General features: G+C 72.4%; 12 protein-coding genes. 8 read left to right on the top strand and 4 right to left on the bottom strand.

The features are described 5' to 3' along the window. Window positions 1–188: 188 nt before the first annotated feature. Window positions 189–866 carry an alpha/beta fold hydrolase gene (locus ACVW00_RS13845; RefSeq protein WP_457111481.1) on the bottom strand — a complete coding sequence of 226 codons (678 nt, stop codon included), beginning with the start codon at window positions 864–866 and terminating at the stop codon, window positions 189–191. 249 nt (window positions 867–1,115) lie between these two features. Here ACVW00_RS13845 and ligA point away from each other — a divergent pair, with 249 nt between their 5' ends. Next, window positions 1,116–3,230: an NAD-dependent DNA ligase LigA gene (gene ligA, locus ACVW00_RS13840; protein ID WP_457111480.1), complete on the top strand. Its 2,115-nt coding sequence runs from the start codon at window positions 1,116–1,118 to the stop codon at window positions 3,228–3,230. On the opposite strand, the gene ACVW00_RS13835 is transcribed toward ligA, so the two are convergent. The 3 genes from ACVW00_RS13835 to ACVW00_RS13825 form a co-directional block, all read right to left on the bottom strand. Beyond that, window positions 3,218–5,614 carry a putative bifunctional diguanylate cyclase/phosphodiesterase gene (locus ACVW00_RS13835; protein ID WP_457111479.1) on the bottom strand — a complete coding sequence of 799 codons (2,397 nt, stop codon included), beginning with the start codon at window positions 5,612–5,614 and terminating at the stop codon, window positions 3,218–3,220. The genes ligA and ACVW00_RS13835 overlap by 13 nt on opposite strands. 93 nt (window positions 5,615–5,707) lie before the next feature. Beyond that, window positions 5,708–6,082, bottom strand: coding sequence for a hypothetical protein (locus ACVW00_RS13830; RefSeq protein WP_457111478.1), 375 nt, complete (start codon window positions 6,080–6,082; stop codon window positions 5,708–5,710). Window positions 6,083–6,210: 128 nt separating this feature from the next. Further along, window positions 6,211–6,687, bottom strand: a complete 477-nt coding sequence (locus ACVW00_RS13825) for a DinB family protein (RefSeq protein WP_457111477.1) — start codon at window positions 6,685–6,687, stop codon at window positions 6,211–6,213. Window positions 6,688–6,753: 66 nt separating this feature from the next. Between ACVW00_RS13825 and gatC the strand changes: the two genes are divergently transcribed. The 7 genes from gatC (at window position 6,754) to ACVW00_RS13790 (ending at window position 15,558) form a co-directional block, all read left to right on the top strand. Next, complete coding sequence (gatC, locus tag ACVW00_RS13820) at window positions 6,754–7,053, top strand: Asp-tRNA(Asn)/Glu-tRNA(Gln) amidotransferase subunit GatC (protein WP_457111476.1); 300 nt, start codon at window positions 6,754–6,756, stop codon at window positions 7,051–7,053. Then, a complete protein-coding gene (gene gatA / locus ACVW00_RS13815) occupies window positions 7,050–8,618 on the top strand; it encodes an Asp-tRNA(Asn)/Glu-tRNA(Gln) amidotransferase subunit GatA (protein ID WP_457111475.1) in 1,569 nt (522 codons plus the stop codon). Before gatC ends, gatA begins: the two co-directional genes overlap by 4 nt. Continuing rightward, entirely contained in the window at window positions 8,615–10,123 is a 1,509-nt protein-coding gene (gene gatB / locus ACVW00_RS13810) for an Asp-tRNA(Asn)/Glu-tRNA(Gln) amidotransferase subunit GatB (protein WP_457111474.1), read from the top strand. The genes gatA and gatB overlap by 4 nt, the downstream gene beginning before the upstream one ends. Before the next feature lie 239 nt (window positions 10,124–10,362). Beyond that, on the top strand, window positions 10,363–12,012 hold the full coding sequence (locus tag ACVW00_RS13805) for a hypothetical protein (RefSeq protein ID WP_457111473.1): 1,650 nt from the start codon (window positions 10,363–10,365) through the stop codon (window positions 12,010–12,012). Beyond that, the gene (locus ACVW00_RS13800; protein WP_457111472.1) at window positions 12,012–12,842 is read left to right on the top strand and encodes a hypothetical protein; all 831 of its coding nucleotides are present in this window, start codon (window positions 12,012–12,014) and stop codon (window positions 12,840–12,842) included. The genes ACVW00_RS13805 and ACVW00_RS13800 overlap by 1 nt, the downstream gene beginning before the upstream one ends. Continuing rightward, a complete protein-coding gene (locus ACVW00_RS13795) occupies window positions 12,839–13,945 on the top strand; it encodes a CbiQ family ECF transporter T component (protein ID WP_457111471.1) in 1,107 nt (368 codons plus the stop codon). Before ACVW00_RS13800 ends, ACVW00_RS13795 begins: the two co-directional genes overlap by 4 nt. Next, the gene (locus tag ACVW00_RS13790; protein ID WP_457111470.1) at window positions 13,942–15,558 is read left to right on the top strand and encodes an ABC transporter ATP-binding protein; all 1,617 of its coding nucleotides are present in this window, start codon (window positions 13,942–13,944) and stop codon (window positions 15,556–15,558) included. Before ACVW00_RS13795 ends, ACVW00_RS13790 begins: the two co-directional genes overlap by 4 nt. Window positions 15,559–15,838 lie beyond the last annotated feature (280 nt).

Here is a 15,838-nt window from a genome sequence, read left to right as displayed (position 1 = left end):
GCTCCGAACGCGGCGGCCGCGGCCGCGAGCGCGCTGCCGACCAGCTGGTTGAAGCTGATGCCGAGGCGCGGTGGTTCGTCGGGGATGCTGCGGCGGACGGGCGGGGCCTGATCTGGGCTCGTGGAGGGACATGCGTACTTCCGGTCGGGGACTCTCCCCAGTGGAACGCACCCCGGAGTGGGTCGGTTTCACTCCGGCGACGTGATGCCCGCCACCGTGCCGGGGACCACGCGGTCCAGCATGCCCAGCGACTCGGTGACCGCGGTCGCGTTCCAGCGGCGTACGCCGCGGAGCAGGTAGTGCCCGAGCGGGCCCATGTCGACGAAGCTGGCCGACGCGGCGGTCGCCGCAGCTCGCCGGACGTACTCGGCCGTCGCACGAGGACTGGTGATCCGGTCGCGGCGCCCGTGCGCCGCCACGAGGTGCCTGCCGGCCAGCTGCTCGACCGGGTCGCCGGGCGGAAACCACGGTGCCAGGCCGACGACACCGACGACCGCGGGGTCGTCGGCGGCCCACGCCGCGGTGCGCGCCCCCATCGAGTGCCCCAGCAGCACGATGGGCAGGCCGGGGTGGTCCTGGCGCAGCTGTCCGAGGGCGGTTCGCGCATCGGCCACCGGCGAGGGCACCTCGGACAGCTCGGCATTCCACCCGCGGACCGTGAACCGCAGCAGCGCGACCCCGACGCCTGCCCGCTCGAGCCGGCCGGCGATGGCGTGGCGCATCCACCCGGTCCGCCGGTAGGCCCTGCTGCGGTCGTCGATCTGCTCGGGGCCGTGCTCGGCACCTCCGTGCAGCATCAGCACCAGCCCGCGCGCCGCGCCCGGCAGCGGCCGGACCCGGAGGCGGTCGTCGGAGGGTGCGGGCATGCGGGCATCCTCTCGCAGGCCCGAAGCGGCAAGACAGCGGTCATCCGGTGTCACCAGCTGGCACGGAATCGCCGCCATCAACAGATCCACACCCGAAAGGGGACCCAGCCGACCGCGGAGCCCGTCGTCGCTGTGCCTTCCCCGACCACGGCAGGACCGCGCCCCGCCACGCCGCGCCCCGGATTTCGATCCGCCGGTGGGGTTTCCGGGTCCTGCAGCGTGTCGGCGTGACAGGGCAGGATGGTGCCCATGAGCCAGCGCAGCGAGCGACGATCCGGGACTCTCGCAGACGACCTCGTCGCTGCCCGCAACGAGCACCAGGACCTCACCGAGCAGCTCGAGGAGGCCCGGTTCCGCTACTACGTGCTCGACGACCCGACCCTCTCCGACGCCGACTTCGACCAGCGGATGCGTCGCCTCGAGGAGCTCGAGGAGCAGTTCCCCCAGCTGCGCACACCGGACTCGCCGACCCAGAAGGTCGGTGGTGCGGTGTCGACGGAGTTCACCGCCGTCGACCACATCGAGCCGATGCAGAGCCTCGACAACGCGTTCTCGTTCGAGGAGCTGGAGACCTGGCAGGCGAGGCTGGCCCGCGACGGGGTGGAGAGCCCCGCTCTGCTGTGCGAGCTGAAGGTCGACGGGCTGGCGATCAACCTTCTCTACGAGCGCGGTCGCCTGGTGCGCGCCCTGACCCGCGGCGACGGGCGCACCGGCGAGGACGTCACGCCGAACGTCAAGACGATCGACTCCATCCCCCACGCGCTGAGTGCGACCGAGGAGTTCCCGGTGCCCGAGCTCGTCGAGGTGCGCGGTGAGGTCTTCCTGCCGACCGAGGCCTTCGAGAAGCTCAACGTCGCGATGACCGAGGCCGGCAGGCCGGCGTTCGCCAACCCGCGCAACGCGGCCGCGGGATCGCTGCGGCAGAAGGACCCGCGGGTCACCGCGACCCGGGCGCTCGGCATGGTGTGCCACGGCATCGGTGCCAGGAGGGGCTTCGAGCCGACGGCCCAGTCCGCGTCGTACGCCGCGCTCCGGGCCTGGGGGCTGCCCACGAGCGACCGGGTCCGGGTGCTGCCCGACCTGGGCGCGGTCGAGGACTACATCGAGCACTACGGCGAGCACCGGCACGACGTCGAGCACGAGATCGACGGCGTGGTGATCAAGGTCGACGACGTCGGACTCCAGCGCCGGCTCGGCTCCACCTCACGCGCTCCGCGGTGGGCGATCGCGTACAAGTACCCGCCGGAAGAGGTCAACACCAAGCTCCTGCGGATCGAGGTGAACACCGGCCGCACGGGCCGGGTGACGCCCTTCGGCGTGATGGAGCCGGTCAAGGTCGCCGGGTCGACGGTGGAGAACGCCACGCTGCACAACGCCTACGAGGTGAGACGCAAGGACGTCCGCCCCGGCGACACGGTGGTGCTGCGCAAGGCCGGTGACGTGATCCCCGAGATCGTCGGACCGGTGCTCGCGCTCCGCCCCGAGGGCCTCGCGGAGTGGGTGATGCCGACGGAGTGTCCTTCCTGCGGCACCACGCTCGCCGAGCAGAAGGAGGGCGACCGCGACCTGCGCTGCCCCAACCACCGCTACTGCCCGGCCCAGGTCCGTGAGCGCGTCTTCCACGTCGCCGGGCGCGGTGCGTTCGACATCGAGGGCCTCGGCTACGAGGCCGCGGTCGCGCTGCTCGACGGCGAGGTGATCGCCAACGAGGGCGACGTCTTCGCCCTCGACGAGGAGCGGCTCCGCACGGTGCTGGCGTTCACCCGGGCGGCCAAGAAGGGGGAGGACGGTCCGCAGCTCAGTGCCAACGGGCGCAAGCTGCTCGACAACCTCGACAAGGCCAAGGGCAGGCCGCTGTGGCGCGTGCTCGTGGCGCTCTCCATCCGGCACGTCGGTCCCACGGCGGCGCGGGCACTGGCCACCGAGTTCGGGTCGATGAGCGCGGTCCGCGAGGCGTCCGAGGCGGCGCTCGCCGCGACGGAAGGCGTCGGTCCGACCATCGCCGAGTCGGTCCGGCAGTGGTTCGACGGGCCGGACGGCGACTGGCACGGCGAGATCGTCGACAAGTGGGCCGCCACCGGCGTGCGCATGGAGGACGAGCGTGACGCCTCCACCCCGCGGACCCTGGAGGGGCTCACCCTGGTCGTCACCGGCTCGCTCGACGACTTCAGCCGCGACGGCGCGAAGGAGGCGATCGTCTCGCGCGGTGGCAAGGCCTCCTCGAGCGTGTCGAAGAAGACCGACTACGTCGTCGTCGGTGACAGCCCTGGTTCGAAGGCCGACAAGGCCGAGCAGCTCGGCGTACCCGTCCTGGACGAGGACGCGTTCAAGAGGCTGCTCGAGGGCGGCCCTCAGGCGGTCTGACCGAGCTGCTTCCCGCGGTCGTCGTCCTGGTGCTGCAGCCGGTCGCCGGCGACCGGGAGCCCCAGGAGGTAGCCCTGGGCGTACTCGCAGCCGAGCCGGCTGACCATCCGCAGCTGCTCGGGGTGCTCGACGCCCTCCGCCACGACGCGGGCGCCGAAGGCGTGCGCGGTCTTGACCATGAGCTCGAGCAGGCTGCGCGAGGTCGTGGACGCCACGTCGACGAAGTGCCGGTCGATCTTGACGATGTCCACCGGCAGCCGCGACAACTGGGCGCTGGACTGGTAGCCGGTGCCGAAGTCGTCGAGGCTGATGACCACGCCCATCTCGCGGAGGATCTCGAGGTTGGCGGCGGCCATCTTGCCGTCCATGAGCGCGGTCTCGGTCACCTCGATCACGAGCTGGTGCGGCTGGATCTTCCGCGACCGCAGGGCCGAGGCGACGTCGTCCTTGATCCGGGCCTGGCTCACGTGTCGTCCGGAGACGTTCACCGCGAGCTGCAGGGCGGTGTCACCGCGCTGCTCGTTCCACCTCGCCAGCTCGGCGATCGCGGCCCGCATCACCCACGCGTCGAGCTCGCAGATCAGGTCGGAGCTCTCCGCGACCGGCAGGAAGTAGTCGGGGTGGAGCAGCCCGATACCGGGCCGGTCCCAGCGCACCAGGGCCTCGTAGCCGTCCACTCGTCCGGTGGGCACGTGCACGATCGGCTGGTAGTGCACCAGGAGCTCGTCGTTCACGATCGCCTGGCGCAGCGCCCGCTCGAGGTCGTTGTGCATCTGCAGCTCGACCCGGACGGCCCCGCTGAACAGCTCGGTGCAGCCCCTGCCAGCGGCCTTGGCGCGGTAGACCGCCACGTCGGCCTCGTGCAGCAGCGTCTCCACGTCGGTCTCGCCGCCCTTGCCGAGCGCCAGGCCGACGCTCGCACCGACGTGCACGACGAGGTCGTTGTCGACCTGGATCGGCTCGGAGACAGCGGCGATCAGGCGGCTGGCCAGGGACATGGCGCTGTTCTCGCCCGAGACGTTCTCGATGCCGACGAGGAACTCGTCGCCACCCAGCCGGCCGACGAAGTCGCCGTCGCGGATCTCGAGCTCCATCCTTCGCGCGACCTGGCGCAGGACCTCGTCACCGGTGCGGTGGCCGTGGTTGTCGTTGACCGCCTTGAACCCGTCGAGGTCGATGAACAGCAGTCCGGTCGTGCTGCCGCTGCGGCGGCTGCGGCCGAGGGAACCGGCGAGCAGCCGCATGGACTGCGTCCGGTTCGCCAGCCCGGTCAGCGGGTCGTGCGTCGCCTGGACGGCGAGCTCGTCCTGGAGCTTCTCGAGTGCCTCGTGGGCCGCGGCGATCTGCTCGATGGCGATGCTCATCCGGACCACGACCAGCAGGAACATGACGACCGAACCGATGATCACGGCCCAGACGTCGACGGCGACTCCGGTGACCTCGTGCACCGTCAGCATCGCGGGGGAGATCAGGGTCGCGAGCACGACGGCCAGCAGCCGGAGTCCGCGGAAGTGCAGGTCCGGCCTGGTGACGGTCTCGGAGAGCTCGGCCATCGACGGGTGCAGCGCGGCGGCGCCCCAGGCGACGTACGAGAACAGCCAGAGGTACTCGACCACGCTCACCGTGTTGGTGGCGAACAGGTCGAAGGCGACCGACAGCGTGTCGGCTGCGATCAGCAGGGTCAGTGCGGCGAGCAGCAGCCGGAATGCCGGCGAGCGGCCTCCGGGCGAGCTCAACAGCCGGACCAGCGCGCCGACGAGCAGGATGTCCATGGCCGGGTACGCCGCGGCGACCGCCGCAGCGCCGGGGGAGTGGTGCAGGCTCTCGATCGTGGGCCGGGCGAGCAGCACCCAGGACAGCAGGCACAGGCCGGCGGTCACGGTCGCGGTGTCCAGCAGCGGGCCCATGTCGGCCCGTGCGCGCATCCGGTCGCGGACGAGGAGGGCGAGACCGGCCGCGATCAGCGGGTAGCCGAGGAGGTAGAAGCCGTCGGAGATCGTCGGGAACGCCGTCACGTGCATGACGTCCTGCTGCCAGTTGAAGCTCGTGTCGGCGAGCACCCACAGCGACTGGCCTGCGGCCATCAGGTACCAGGCCTGGCGTGCGCGGGGCCGGTAGCGACGAACGCCCACCAGCATCGCGACGACCACCGAGGCGCTGACGAGGTCGTAGACCAGGTCCTGGGACAGCCGGGGCGTGGGCAGCAGCTCGGAGCCGAGCACCACCAGCCCGCCGAGGACCAGGAAGGCGTAGGACAGGCGGGCGCCCGGCGCGGCGGCCACCTCGGTCGCGACCCGGTCCCGCCGGCGCGGTGGCCGTGCGTTCCTGGTGTCGGTGTGCGTCGCCCGAGCGAACCTGATCATCGAGACTGCGTTGCTGCTCATTGGGACCCTCCCCTGTCCGTTAGCAACAGGATCGACCCCTTCTCGCCCCAATTAGGTGTTTCAGGACGATTCGGGACGTTGGTCCCCATGAGTTCAGCCCGAACGGTCGCCGCTGCCGCGTCGGGCGGCCATCCACCGGATGGTCACGTTCGCGGTGTGCGCGACCTCCTCGCGGGTGGCGTCCAGGGGCGGGTCCGCGTACAGCCCGAGGAGGTAGCTGAGCTCGCGTGCCTCGGTCTCGGTGACCGGCTTCCAGTCGTGCAGCACCGGCACCAGCGAGAGCTGCTCGGCCAGGAGGGCGTCGAGGTCGGTGTCGAGGAAGTGCTGCCGGAGGTGGTCCAGGACGGCGTGGGCGTGGGAGACGCTGCGCCACATCGTCGCCAGCTCGGCGAAGGACGCCGGCTCGATGCCGGCAGGGTCCGCCACTTCGTGCGCCCGTCTCCGGCCCTGGGGTCGTTGCTGGCTCACGCTCTCATTCCCGAAGATGATCCGTGCATTGTGGAACCGGTGAGTACCCGAGTCTTCCCGGCGCTGCCGGGCGAGTCAATTGGGTTCGGCAGCGTCCGCCCGAGGTGGTCTATACCACTTCCGCGTCGTCACGAACCGGCGAGGATCTGCTCCCGCAGGATGTCGCCGTGCCCGGCATGGCGGGCCGTCTCCTCGATCATGTGCAGGTACAGCCAGCGCAGCGTCAGGGGCCCGCGGCGGTTGTGCAGGACCAGGTCGTCGAGCGCGTACGCCGCGGCGATCTCCCGTGCCTCCGCGCACACCCGGCGGTAGTCGTCGATCACCGAGGCCACGGTGTCGTCGTCGGTCAGCTCCCAGCTCGGCTCGTTCTGCTGCGGGATGCCGAGCTCCTCGCGGGTCCGGCCGGCGACGCCGACGTGGAACCACACCTGCTCGGCCCACGTGACGTGCTTGACCAGCCCGAGCGGCGTGGTCAGCGACGGCACCAGCCGGCGCCGGGCCTGCTCCTCGGTCAGACCCTCGAGCGTCCCGACCAGCTCGTCGCGGTTGCTGTCGAGGAAGGCCTCGACCTGGGTGCGCTCGTCTGCGATGAGGACGGGTTCCATGGCGGCAGCGTAGGAGCGTCCGTCCCGAGGGAGGCGCCCGGGCGGCGTACTCCTAGGATTGCCGCCATGCCCGAGATTTCCCGTGACGAGGTCGCCCACCTGGCGGACCTCGCCCGGATCGAGCTCGACGAAGCCGAGCTCGACCACCTCGCCCCGCAGCTCTCGGTGATCCTGGAGAGCATCGCCTCGATCGCCGAGGTGGCCGCCGCGGACATTCCGCCGACCTCGCACGCCGTCCCGCTCACCAACGTGTTCCGCGCGGATGAGCCGGCGCGGTGCCTGACCGCGGAGCAGGCCCTGTCCGGTGCGCCGGCGTCCGAGCAGCAGCGGTTCGCCGTCCCCCGCATCCTCGGGGACGAGCAGTGAGTGCGCCCGCCGCCGACGCCGACCTGATCCGGAGGAGCGCGGCCGAGCTCGCGGACGCGCTCGCCGCCGGTGAGACCACCAGCGTCGCCCTCACGCAGGCCTGCCTCGACAGGATCTCCGAGGTCGACGGTGCCGTGCATGCGTTCCTGCACGTCGACGCCGAGGGTGCCCTTGCCCAGGCCGAGGCCTCCGACGCCCGGCGCTCCGCGGGCACACCGGCGTCAGCGCTGGACGGCGTCCCCATCGCGGTCAAGGACGTCGTCGTCACCGAGGGGCTGCCGACCACCGCCGGCTCCAGGATCCTCGAGGGCTGGGTGCCGCCGTACGACGCGACGGTCGTCTCGCGACTGCGGGCGGCCGGCCTGCCGATCCTCGGCAAGACCAACATGGACGAGTTCGCGATGGGATCGTCGACCGAGCACTCGGCCTACGGTCCGACGCACAATCCCTGGGACCTCGACCGCATCCCGGGTGGCTCCGGGGGAGGCTCGGCCGCCGCGGTCGCGGCGTTCGAGGCGCCGATCGCGATCGGCACCGACACCGGCGGGTCCATCCGCCAGCCGGGTGCGGTCACCGGCACGGTCGGCGTGAAGCCGACCTACGGAGGCGTCTCGCGCTACGGCCTCGTCGCGCTGGCGAGCTCGCTCGACCAGGCAGGTCCGGTCACCCGGACCGTGCTCGACGCCGCGCTGCTCCACGAGGTGATCGGCGGCCACGACCCGCTGGACTCGACGAGCGTCGACGCGCCACTGCCGGCGCTGGTCGCGGCGGCCCGGCAGGGAGCGGCGGCCGACATGAGCGGCGTGCGCATCGGGGTGGTCAAGGAGCTGGGCGGAGAGGGCTACCAGGCAGGGGTGCAGCAGCGCTTCGACGAGGCGGTCCAACTGCTCGTCGCCGCGGGCGCCGAGGTCGTCGAGGTGTCGTGCCCGACCTTCGTGCACGCGCTGGCCGCCTACTACCTGATCATGCCGAGCGAGGCCTCCTCCAACCTCGCGCGCTTCGACGCGATGCGGTTCGGCCTGCGGGTGCTCCCCGAGGGTGTCGAGGCGCCGAGCGCCGAAGAGGTCATGCGCGCGACCCGGGACGCCGGCTTCGGCGACGAGGTGAAGCGCCGCGTCATCCTGGGCACCTACGCCCTGTCCAGCGGCTACTACGACGCGTACTACGGGCAGGCGCAGAAGGTGCGCACCCTGATCAGCCGCGACTTCGAGGCCGCGTTCGCGCAGGCCGACGTGCTCGTCTCGCCGACCGCGCCGACCACCGCGTTCCGGATCGGCGAGAAGCTCGAGGACCCGTTGGCGATGTACCTCAACGACATCGCGACGATCCCCGCCAACCTCGCCGGCGTACCGGGGCTGTCGCTGCCGGCCGGGCTCGCGCCGGAGGACGGGCTCCCCGTCGGCTTCCAGGTGCTGGCCCCGGCGCTCGCCGACGACCGGCTGTACCGCGTCGGTGCTGCCCTCGAGGCGCTGCTCGAGAAGGAGTGGGGCGGGCCGCTGCTGGATCTCGACAGGCTCGATCACCGGTTGGCCGCCGACCGCCCGAAGTCGGAGGTGAACCGATGACGGAGCCGCTGATGGACTTCGAGTCGGCACTCGAGCGGTTCGACCCGGCGATGGGCCTCGAGGTGCACGTCGAGCTCAACACCGTCACCAAGATGTTCTGCGGCTGCCGCACCGAGTTCGGCGCGGAGCCCAACACGCAGACCTGTCCGACCTGCCTGGGCCTGCCCGGGTCGCTGCCCGTGGTCAACGCCAAGGCGGTCGAGTCCGCGATCCGGATCGGGCTCGCCCTGAACTGCGAGATCGCCGAGTGGTGTCGCTTCGCCCGGAAGAACTACTTCTACCCGGACATGCCGAAGAACTTCCAGACCTCGCAGTACGACGAGCCGATCGCCTACGAGGGCTGGACCGAGGTCACCGTCCCGGACGCGTCCGGCGAGGCACAGACCTACCGGGTCGAGATCGAGCGCGCCCACATGGAGGAGGACACCGGAAAGTCGCTGCACGTGGGCGGCTCGACGGGCCGCATCCACGGCGCCGACTACTCCCTGGTCGACTACAACCGCGCCGGGATCCCCCTCATCGAGATCGTCACCAAGCCGATCACCGGGGCTCGGGAGATGGCGCCGGCCGTCGCCCGCGCGTACGTCGGCGCCCTGCGCGACATCCTGCTCGGCCTGGGCGTCTCCGACGTACGGATGGAGCAGGGGTCACTGCGCTGCGACGTGAACCTGTCGCTGGCTCCCGCCGGATCGGACAAGCTCGGCACCCGCACCGAGACGAAGAACGTGAACTCCCTGCGCTCGGTGGAGCGCGCTGCCCGCTACGAGATCTCCCGGCAGGCTGCGCTCCTCGCGGCGGGGGAGTCGGTCCTGCAGGAGACCCGGCACTGGCACGAGGACACCGGCGTCACCACCTCGGGCCGTGAGAAGTCCGACGCGGAGGACTACCGCTACTTCCCCGAGCCGGACCTGGTGCCGGTGGCACCCTCGCGCGCGTGGGTCGAGGAGCTCCGCGGGACGCTGCCCGAACCTCCGCGAGAGCGCCGAGCGCGGCTCCAGGCGCTGTGGGGCTTTGCCGACCTGGAGATGCGTGACGTCGTCGCGGCCGGTGCGATCCCCGTGATCGAGGCCACCGTGGCCGCGGGCACCACCCCGCAGGCCGCCCGCAAGTGGTGGCTCTCCGACCTCGCCCGCCGGGCCAACGAGGACGGCGTCGAGCTCACCGACCTGCCGATCACGCCGGAACAGGTGGCCAGGGTGCAGGCCCTCGTCGACGAGGGTGCCCTCAACGACAAGCTGGCCCGTCAGGTCATCGACGGCGTCGTCGCCGGCGAGGGCGATCCGGACGCAGTGGTTGCCGCCCGTGGGCTGGCGATCGTCTCCGACGAGGGTGCCCTGGCCGAGGCCGTCGAGCGCGCGATCGCGGCCAACCCGGACGTCGCGGAGAAGATCCGCGACGGCAAGGTGGCGGCCGCCGGCGCGCTCATCGGAGCGGTGATGAAGGACATGCGCGGGCAGGCCGATGCGGGCCGCGTCCGGGAGCTGATCCTGGAGAAGCTGGCCTGATTCGCCGGTGCTAGGGTCAGGCGTTTCCTCCGTCGGAGGACGCAGACAACTCCATCACGTCCGCACCTGGGGAAAGCCGGTCCAAGTCCGGCGCTGACCCGCAACCGTAGGCCGTCGATCCTCCCCGAGAGTCGACCGCGAGCCGGAGCACCCGTTGCAGACGTCTCCACCACATCGCTGTCGCGGATCAACAGCGGGTCGCCGACATGCCTCCCGCTGAAGCAGCGGGAAGGAACCTCATGTCGCACCTCAGACGCCTCGGCGCGCTCGTCGCAGCCGGCGCGCTCACGGTCACCGGCCTCACCCTGGTCGGGGGCCCGGCCCAGGCCGCCACCGCCGACCCCAGGCCGGTCACGATCGGCGCCACCTGGCTCGAGGGCCAGCTCAGCAGCGGAATCTTCAACGGGGACTGCAGCTATGACTGTGGCTCCACCCTGGACGCGGGCTTCGCCCTGGACGCGGCTGGCGAGGATGCGGCCGTCGGAACGGTGGCGGACGCAGTCGGCCCCAAGATCGCCCAGGGTTACGCAGTGGCCGACGAGTACGACTTCAATCCGCCGTACGACTTCAAGCAGGTGGGCATCTACGCCGGGGCGCTCGCGAAGTCGATCGTGTTCGCGCAGACCGCAGGAGTCGCCGACCTCGGCGCCTGGAGCGGCCGCGACCTGCTGGCGGATCTCGAGGCCCGCGTGTCCTCGACCGCCGGCATCGTCGGCCGCATCACGGACGACAGCTTCTACGGCAATTACGCCAACAACATCGGGCAGGCGTTCGCGGTGGCTGCGCTGCACACTGCCGGTGCCACCGCCGAGGCCGACGACGCGCTGCATTTCCTCTTGACGCAGCAATGCGCTGCTGGCTACTTCCGGCTCAGTCCGGCGAGGCTCGATGCGGCCGATCCCGGCCAGACCTGCGACGAGGGCCGCGCGAGCGGTGACAGCCCCGCAGATCCGGACGTGACCTCGACCGTCGTGCGGATGCTGCTCCCACAGATCGACACCTCTGCGGCGGCCGCCCGCGCGATCGGCAAGGCCGAGGCCTGGCTGCTGGCCGACCAGCACGCCGACGGCTCCTTCGGTGGCGGCACATCGACCTCGGGTGAGAACGCCAACAGCACCGGGCTCGCCGGGTGGGCCCTCGGTGCGCTCGGCGACACCGACGCAGCGACGGCCGCTGCGGTATGGGTCCGCCAGCACCAGGCCGACGAGCTCGGTTCGTGCCCGGACGGGCTGTCCACCCAACCCGGCGCCATCGGGTACGACGACGCGACCCTCGCCACAGGCCGGGCGTCGGGCATCTCGTCCGCGACTTCGGACCAGTGGCGACGCGCGACCGCCCAGGCGCTGCCTGCCCTGGCGTACGCACCCGCAGGGACGCAGAACCTCACGCTGGCCGGTCCGACCGGTTACGTGCAGGCAGGCACCATGGTCACCTACCGCGTCCACGGCGCCGTTCCCGGCGACAAGGTCTGCCTCACCGGCGTGGGTTCGGCGACTCCGGCGGCGGCCGGTCTCGACGGCTCGGCTGCGGTTGCCCTGAAGCTCCCGGCCGGCACCGCCGATCTCACCGCCACGGTCTCGGGCCGGGGAGCCGGCACCGCGTCGGTCCGGACTTCGGTGCTCGGGGCGACGACGCTCACCGTCACACCGGCCAGGTCCACGAAGCACCGCGGCAGCCGGCTCCGCGTGACGGTCACCGGTCTCGCTCCCGGCGAACGAGTGCAGCTGCTCTTCCGCGGCACCGCGGTCCGCACCGGCATCGCGGACAGCGCAGGTCGGTTCGTGCGCTCTCTGCGGGTCGGCCACAAGCTGGGCAAGGCCAGGATCGTTGCGCAGGGCGAGTTCCCCACCATCCGGCACGGCCGGGTGGTCGTCCGCGTGGTGCGCTGATGCGCTTCGGCGTACGACGGCTCCTCGTCGTGCTCGCCGTGGCGGGAGCCGGCTTCGTGCCGGCACCCGCCTCGGCGGCGGGGTACTGCTCCGGATCGGGCATCAACGTGGTGGTCGACCGCGGTGCCCTCGGCGGCGGCATCGCCACGGACTGCGACGCGAGCGGCAACCGCAACGCGGCCAGGGCGTTCGAGAACACCGGGCACCACCTCAGCTATGCGCAGCGCCAGCCCGGGTTCGTCTGCAAGGTGGACGGCGTGCCGACGAGCGACCCGTGCTTCAACACCTCGCCCGCCGACGCGTACTGGGGGCTGTACTGGTCGGACGGCACGTCGGGGTGGAAGTACTCCAGCGTCGCGGTCGGCTCGCTGACCGTGCCGGCCGGCGCGACCGTGGCGTTCTCGTGGCAGAACGGCGGCGACGCGGACCTGCCCGGCACCGCTCCGGCGCCACCGCCGTCGGCGGCGCAGCCATCGGCCTCGGCATCGACCGTGCGGCCGAAGACCACTCCGACCACGGCCAGGCCGACGGCGCACGCCTCGGTGGCAGCGCCGGCGTCGGGTTCGGCGACGCCCTCGACCTCGGCATCGCCGTCGGTCACTCCGTCGGCCACGGCCTCGGCGACACCCTCGGCCGCGGCGACCGTGTCGGCGTCGACCACGCCTTCGGCGTCGGCGTCGGTCGAGGCGGCCACTGGGTCTCCTGAGACGACGCTCGACCCGGTTGCCGACTCGGGCGACGGGCTGCCGTGGTGGCTGCCTGTCGGGTCGGTCGTCGTCCTGGGCGGCGTTGCCGGTGCCGTGTGGCGGGTGCGTCGAGCGCGGCTGTGAGCACTGGACGGCCGGCCCGGCTCCCGCGCGACCTGCACCCCGGTGCCTGGTGGCTGTGGGCGCTCGGGCTGGCCGCCACGGCCTCGGCGACGACCAATCCGGTCCTCCTCGTCGCGCTCGTCGTCGTCGCCGGTCTGGTCGTCGCGAGCAGGCGCTCGGACCACCCGTGGTCCGGTTCCTTCAAGCTCTACCTGGCGCTCGCCGTCGTCGTGGTCGTGATCCGGGTGCTGTTCCGGATCCTGCTCGGCGGCGAGGTCGTCGGCGGGCACGTCCTGCTCGACCTGCCCGAGATCCCGCTGCCCGACTGGGTGGCGGGCATCCAGCTGCTCGGGCCGGTGACCCGTGAGTCCGTGCTCGCCGGCCTCTACGACGGCCTGCGGCTCGGCGCGCTGCTCGTGTGCATCGGCGCCGCGAACTCCCTGGCCGACCCGAAGAGGCTGCTGAAGTCGATGCCGCCGGCGCTCTACGAGGTCGGCACGGCGGTCGCCGTGTCGGTGGCGGTGCTCCCGCAACTCGCCGACAGCGTGCAGCGGGTGCGACGCGCGCGCCGGCTCCGTGGCGTGCCAGGGCGGCGTACCGGCAGGCTGAGGGGTGTGGTGGTCCCGGTCCTGGAGGACGCGCTCGAGCGCTCGCTGGCGCTCGCGGCCGGCATGGACGCGCGCGGCTACGGACGCTCCGGGCATCTGGGCCGGCGCCGGAGGATGGTGACCGGGGCGCTGATGCTCGCGGGCCTCGCCGGCATCTGCGTCGGCACCTACGGCCTCCTCGACCACACCGCGCCGCGCTGGCTGGCGGCTCCGATGCTCACGGTCGGCGTCGCAGTCGCCGTCGCCGGGTTCGTCTCGGCCGGCGCTCGGGTCCGCCGGACCCGCTATCGCCCCGACCGCTGGCGCACGGCCGAGGTGCTCGTTGCCGCGAGCGGTCTGGCCGGGGCGCTGCTGACCTACACCGTCCTGTCCGACGACTTCGTCGTCCTCCACCCCCCGGTCGACGCGGCGCCGGTCGTGACTGCGACCGCACTGCTGGCCGCGCTGGTCGGCGCGCTCGCCGCCGTGCTCGCGCCGCCGCCGTCGCTGACCACGGACGAGGGGGCGCGCCGGTGATCGAGCTGCGCGACCTCAGCGTCGACTACGGCGACCGTCCGGTCCTGAGCGCGGTCGACGTGACCGTGGCCGACGGCGAGCTGGTGCTCGTCGCGGGTCGCACCGGGGTCGGCAAGTCCACCCTGCTCGGCACCTTCAACGGACTCGTGCCCGCGTTCACCGGCGGCCGGCTGACCGGCGACGTGCTCGTCGACGGCGTGAGCGTCCTGCACCTGCCGCCGCGCGACCGGGTCGAGACGGTCGGGTACGTCGGGCAGGACCCGGCCGCCGGGTTCGTCACGGACGTCGTCGAGGAGGAGCTCGCCTACGGCATGGAGCAGCTCGGCCTGCCGGCCGCGACGATGCGCCGCCGCGTGGAGGAGACCCTCGACCTCCTCGGCATCGCGGGACTGCGCAGGCGCAACCTGCGCACGCTCTCGGGCGGGGAGCAGCAGCGCGTCGCGATCGGCTCGGTGCTGACCATGCACCCCCACGTGCTGGTGCTCGACGAGCCGACCTCCGCCCTCGACCCGACGGCCGCCGAGGACGTGCTGGCGACGCTCACGCGTCTCGTCCACGACGTCGGGCTCTCGGTGGTGATCGCGGAGCACCGGCTCGAGCGAGTCGTCCCGTACGCCGACCAGCTGGTCCTGCTCACCGGCGACGGGGGAGTGCGGACCGGTGATCCGGCGACGCTGCTGCGGGACGCGACCGTGGCGCCGCCCCTCGTCGAGCTGGGCCGGTGCGCCGGCTGGGACCCGCTTCCCTTGACCGTCCGCGACGCCCGTCGCCGCGCGGGAGAGCTGCGCGCCCGGCTCCCGCGACAGCCCACCAGCGAGCCCGCCGTACCGTCCGCCGAGGTGCTGGTCGCGCGCGGGACCGTGGTGCGCCACGGTCGCCGGGTGGCCGTGCGCGAGGTCGACCTCACCCTCGCGGCCGGCACGGTCACCGCACTGATGGGCCGCAACGGCGCCGGCAAGTCGTCGCTGCTCTGGGCGCTGCAGGGCAGCGGGCAGCGCGACGGCGGCACCGTGTCGGTCCGCGGGGTCGATCCCGCGGACGTGTCCGCCGAGGAGCGCCGGCGCCTCGTGGGCCTGGTGCCGCAGACGGCCGCCGACCTGCTCTACCTCGAGACGGTCGCTCAGGAGTGTGCCGCCGCCGACCGCGACGCCGCGTCGGGCGAGGGTGCCACGCGCGCCCTGCTCGACCGCCTCGTCCCGGGCGTCGATCCGGACACCCACCCGCGCGACCTGTCCGAGGGTCAGCGGCTGGCCCTGGTGCTCGCGGTCGTGCTGGTCTCGGCACCGCCCGTGCTGCTGCTCGACGAGCCGACGCGCGGGCTCGACTACCCCGGCAAGGCGGCATTGCACCGGATCCTCGCCGACCTGGCGGCACAGGGCACCGCGGTGCTGCTCGCCACCCACGACGTCGAGTTCGTCGCGACGGTCGCCGACCGGGTCGCGGTCCTCGCCGACGGTGACCTGGTCTCCGCCGGTCCCGTGCGCGACGTGCTGGCGGAGACCCCGGCGTTCGCGCCACAGGTGCAGAAGGTGCTCGGCCCCGGCTGGCTGACCGTCGACCAGGTCAGCGCCGCACTCGCCCCCACCACGCCCGTGGCCGGAGCCGGTCGATGAGCCGCCCGTCCGTCGCCGTCCCCCTCGGGCCGCGCTCGGCGGCGGTGCTGCTGCTCGCGACGATCGCGGGGCTCGTCATGTTCCTCTGGCCGCTGCTGGTCCGGGTGCAGCCGGGCACGGAGCGGATCGACCCGCCGTTCGTGTTCCTGGCGCTGCTGCCGGTGGTGATGGCGGTGGTGCTCGCCGAGGTCAGCGAGGGCGGCATGGACGCCAAGGTGCTGGCGATGCTCGGCGTGCTGACCGCGATCAACTCGGTGCTGCGCGGGCTCTCGGCGGGCAC

It is taken from the genome of Marmoricola sp. URHA0025 HA25, from assembly GCF_054059435.1.
Note: the sequence above shows the minus strand (reverse complement) of the source record. Positions and strands in the feature narration are given on the sequence as shown.

Excerpts from the sequence above, each read along its gene's own strand:
- gatC (WP_457111476.1), top strand. The coding sequence starts at position 6,754 with ATGCCCGAGATTTCCCGTGACGAGGTCGCCCACCTGGCGGACCTCGCC.
- ACVW00_RS13825 (WP_457111477.1), bottom strand. The coding sequence starts at position 6,687 with ATGGAACCCGTCCTCATCGCAGACGAGCGCACCCAGGTCGAGGCCTTC.
- gatB (WP_457111474.1), top strand. The coding sequence starts at position 8,615 with ATGACGGAGCCGCTGATGGACTTCGAGTCGGCACTCGAGCGGTTCGAC.
- ACVW00_RS13800 (WP_457111472.1), top strand. The coding sequence starts at position 12,012 with ATGCGCTTCGGCGTACGACGGCTCCTCGTCGTGCTCGCCGTGGCGGGA.
- ACVW00_RS13845 (WP_457111481.1), bottom strand. The coding sequence starts at position 866 with ATGCCCGCACCCTCCGACGACCGCCTCCGGGTCCGGCCGCTGCCGGGC.
- ACVW00_RS13805 (WP_457111473.1), top strand. The coding sequence starts at position 10,363 with ATGTCGCACCTCAGACGCCTCGGCGCGCTCGTCGCAGCCGGCGCGCTC.
- ligA (WP_457111480.1), top strand. The coding sequence starts at position 1,116 with ATGAGCCAGCGCAGCGAGCGACGATCCGGGACTCTCGCAGACGACCTC.
- ACVW00_RS13835 (WP_457111479.1), bottom strand. The coding sequence starts at position 5,614 with ATGAGCAGCAACGCAGTCTCGATGATCAGGTTCGCTCGGGCGACGCAC.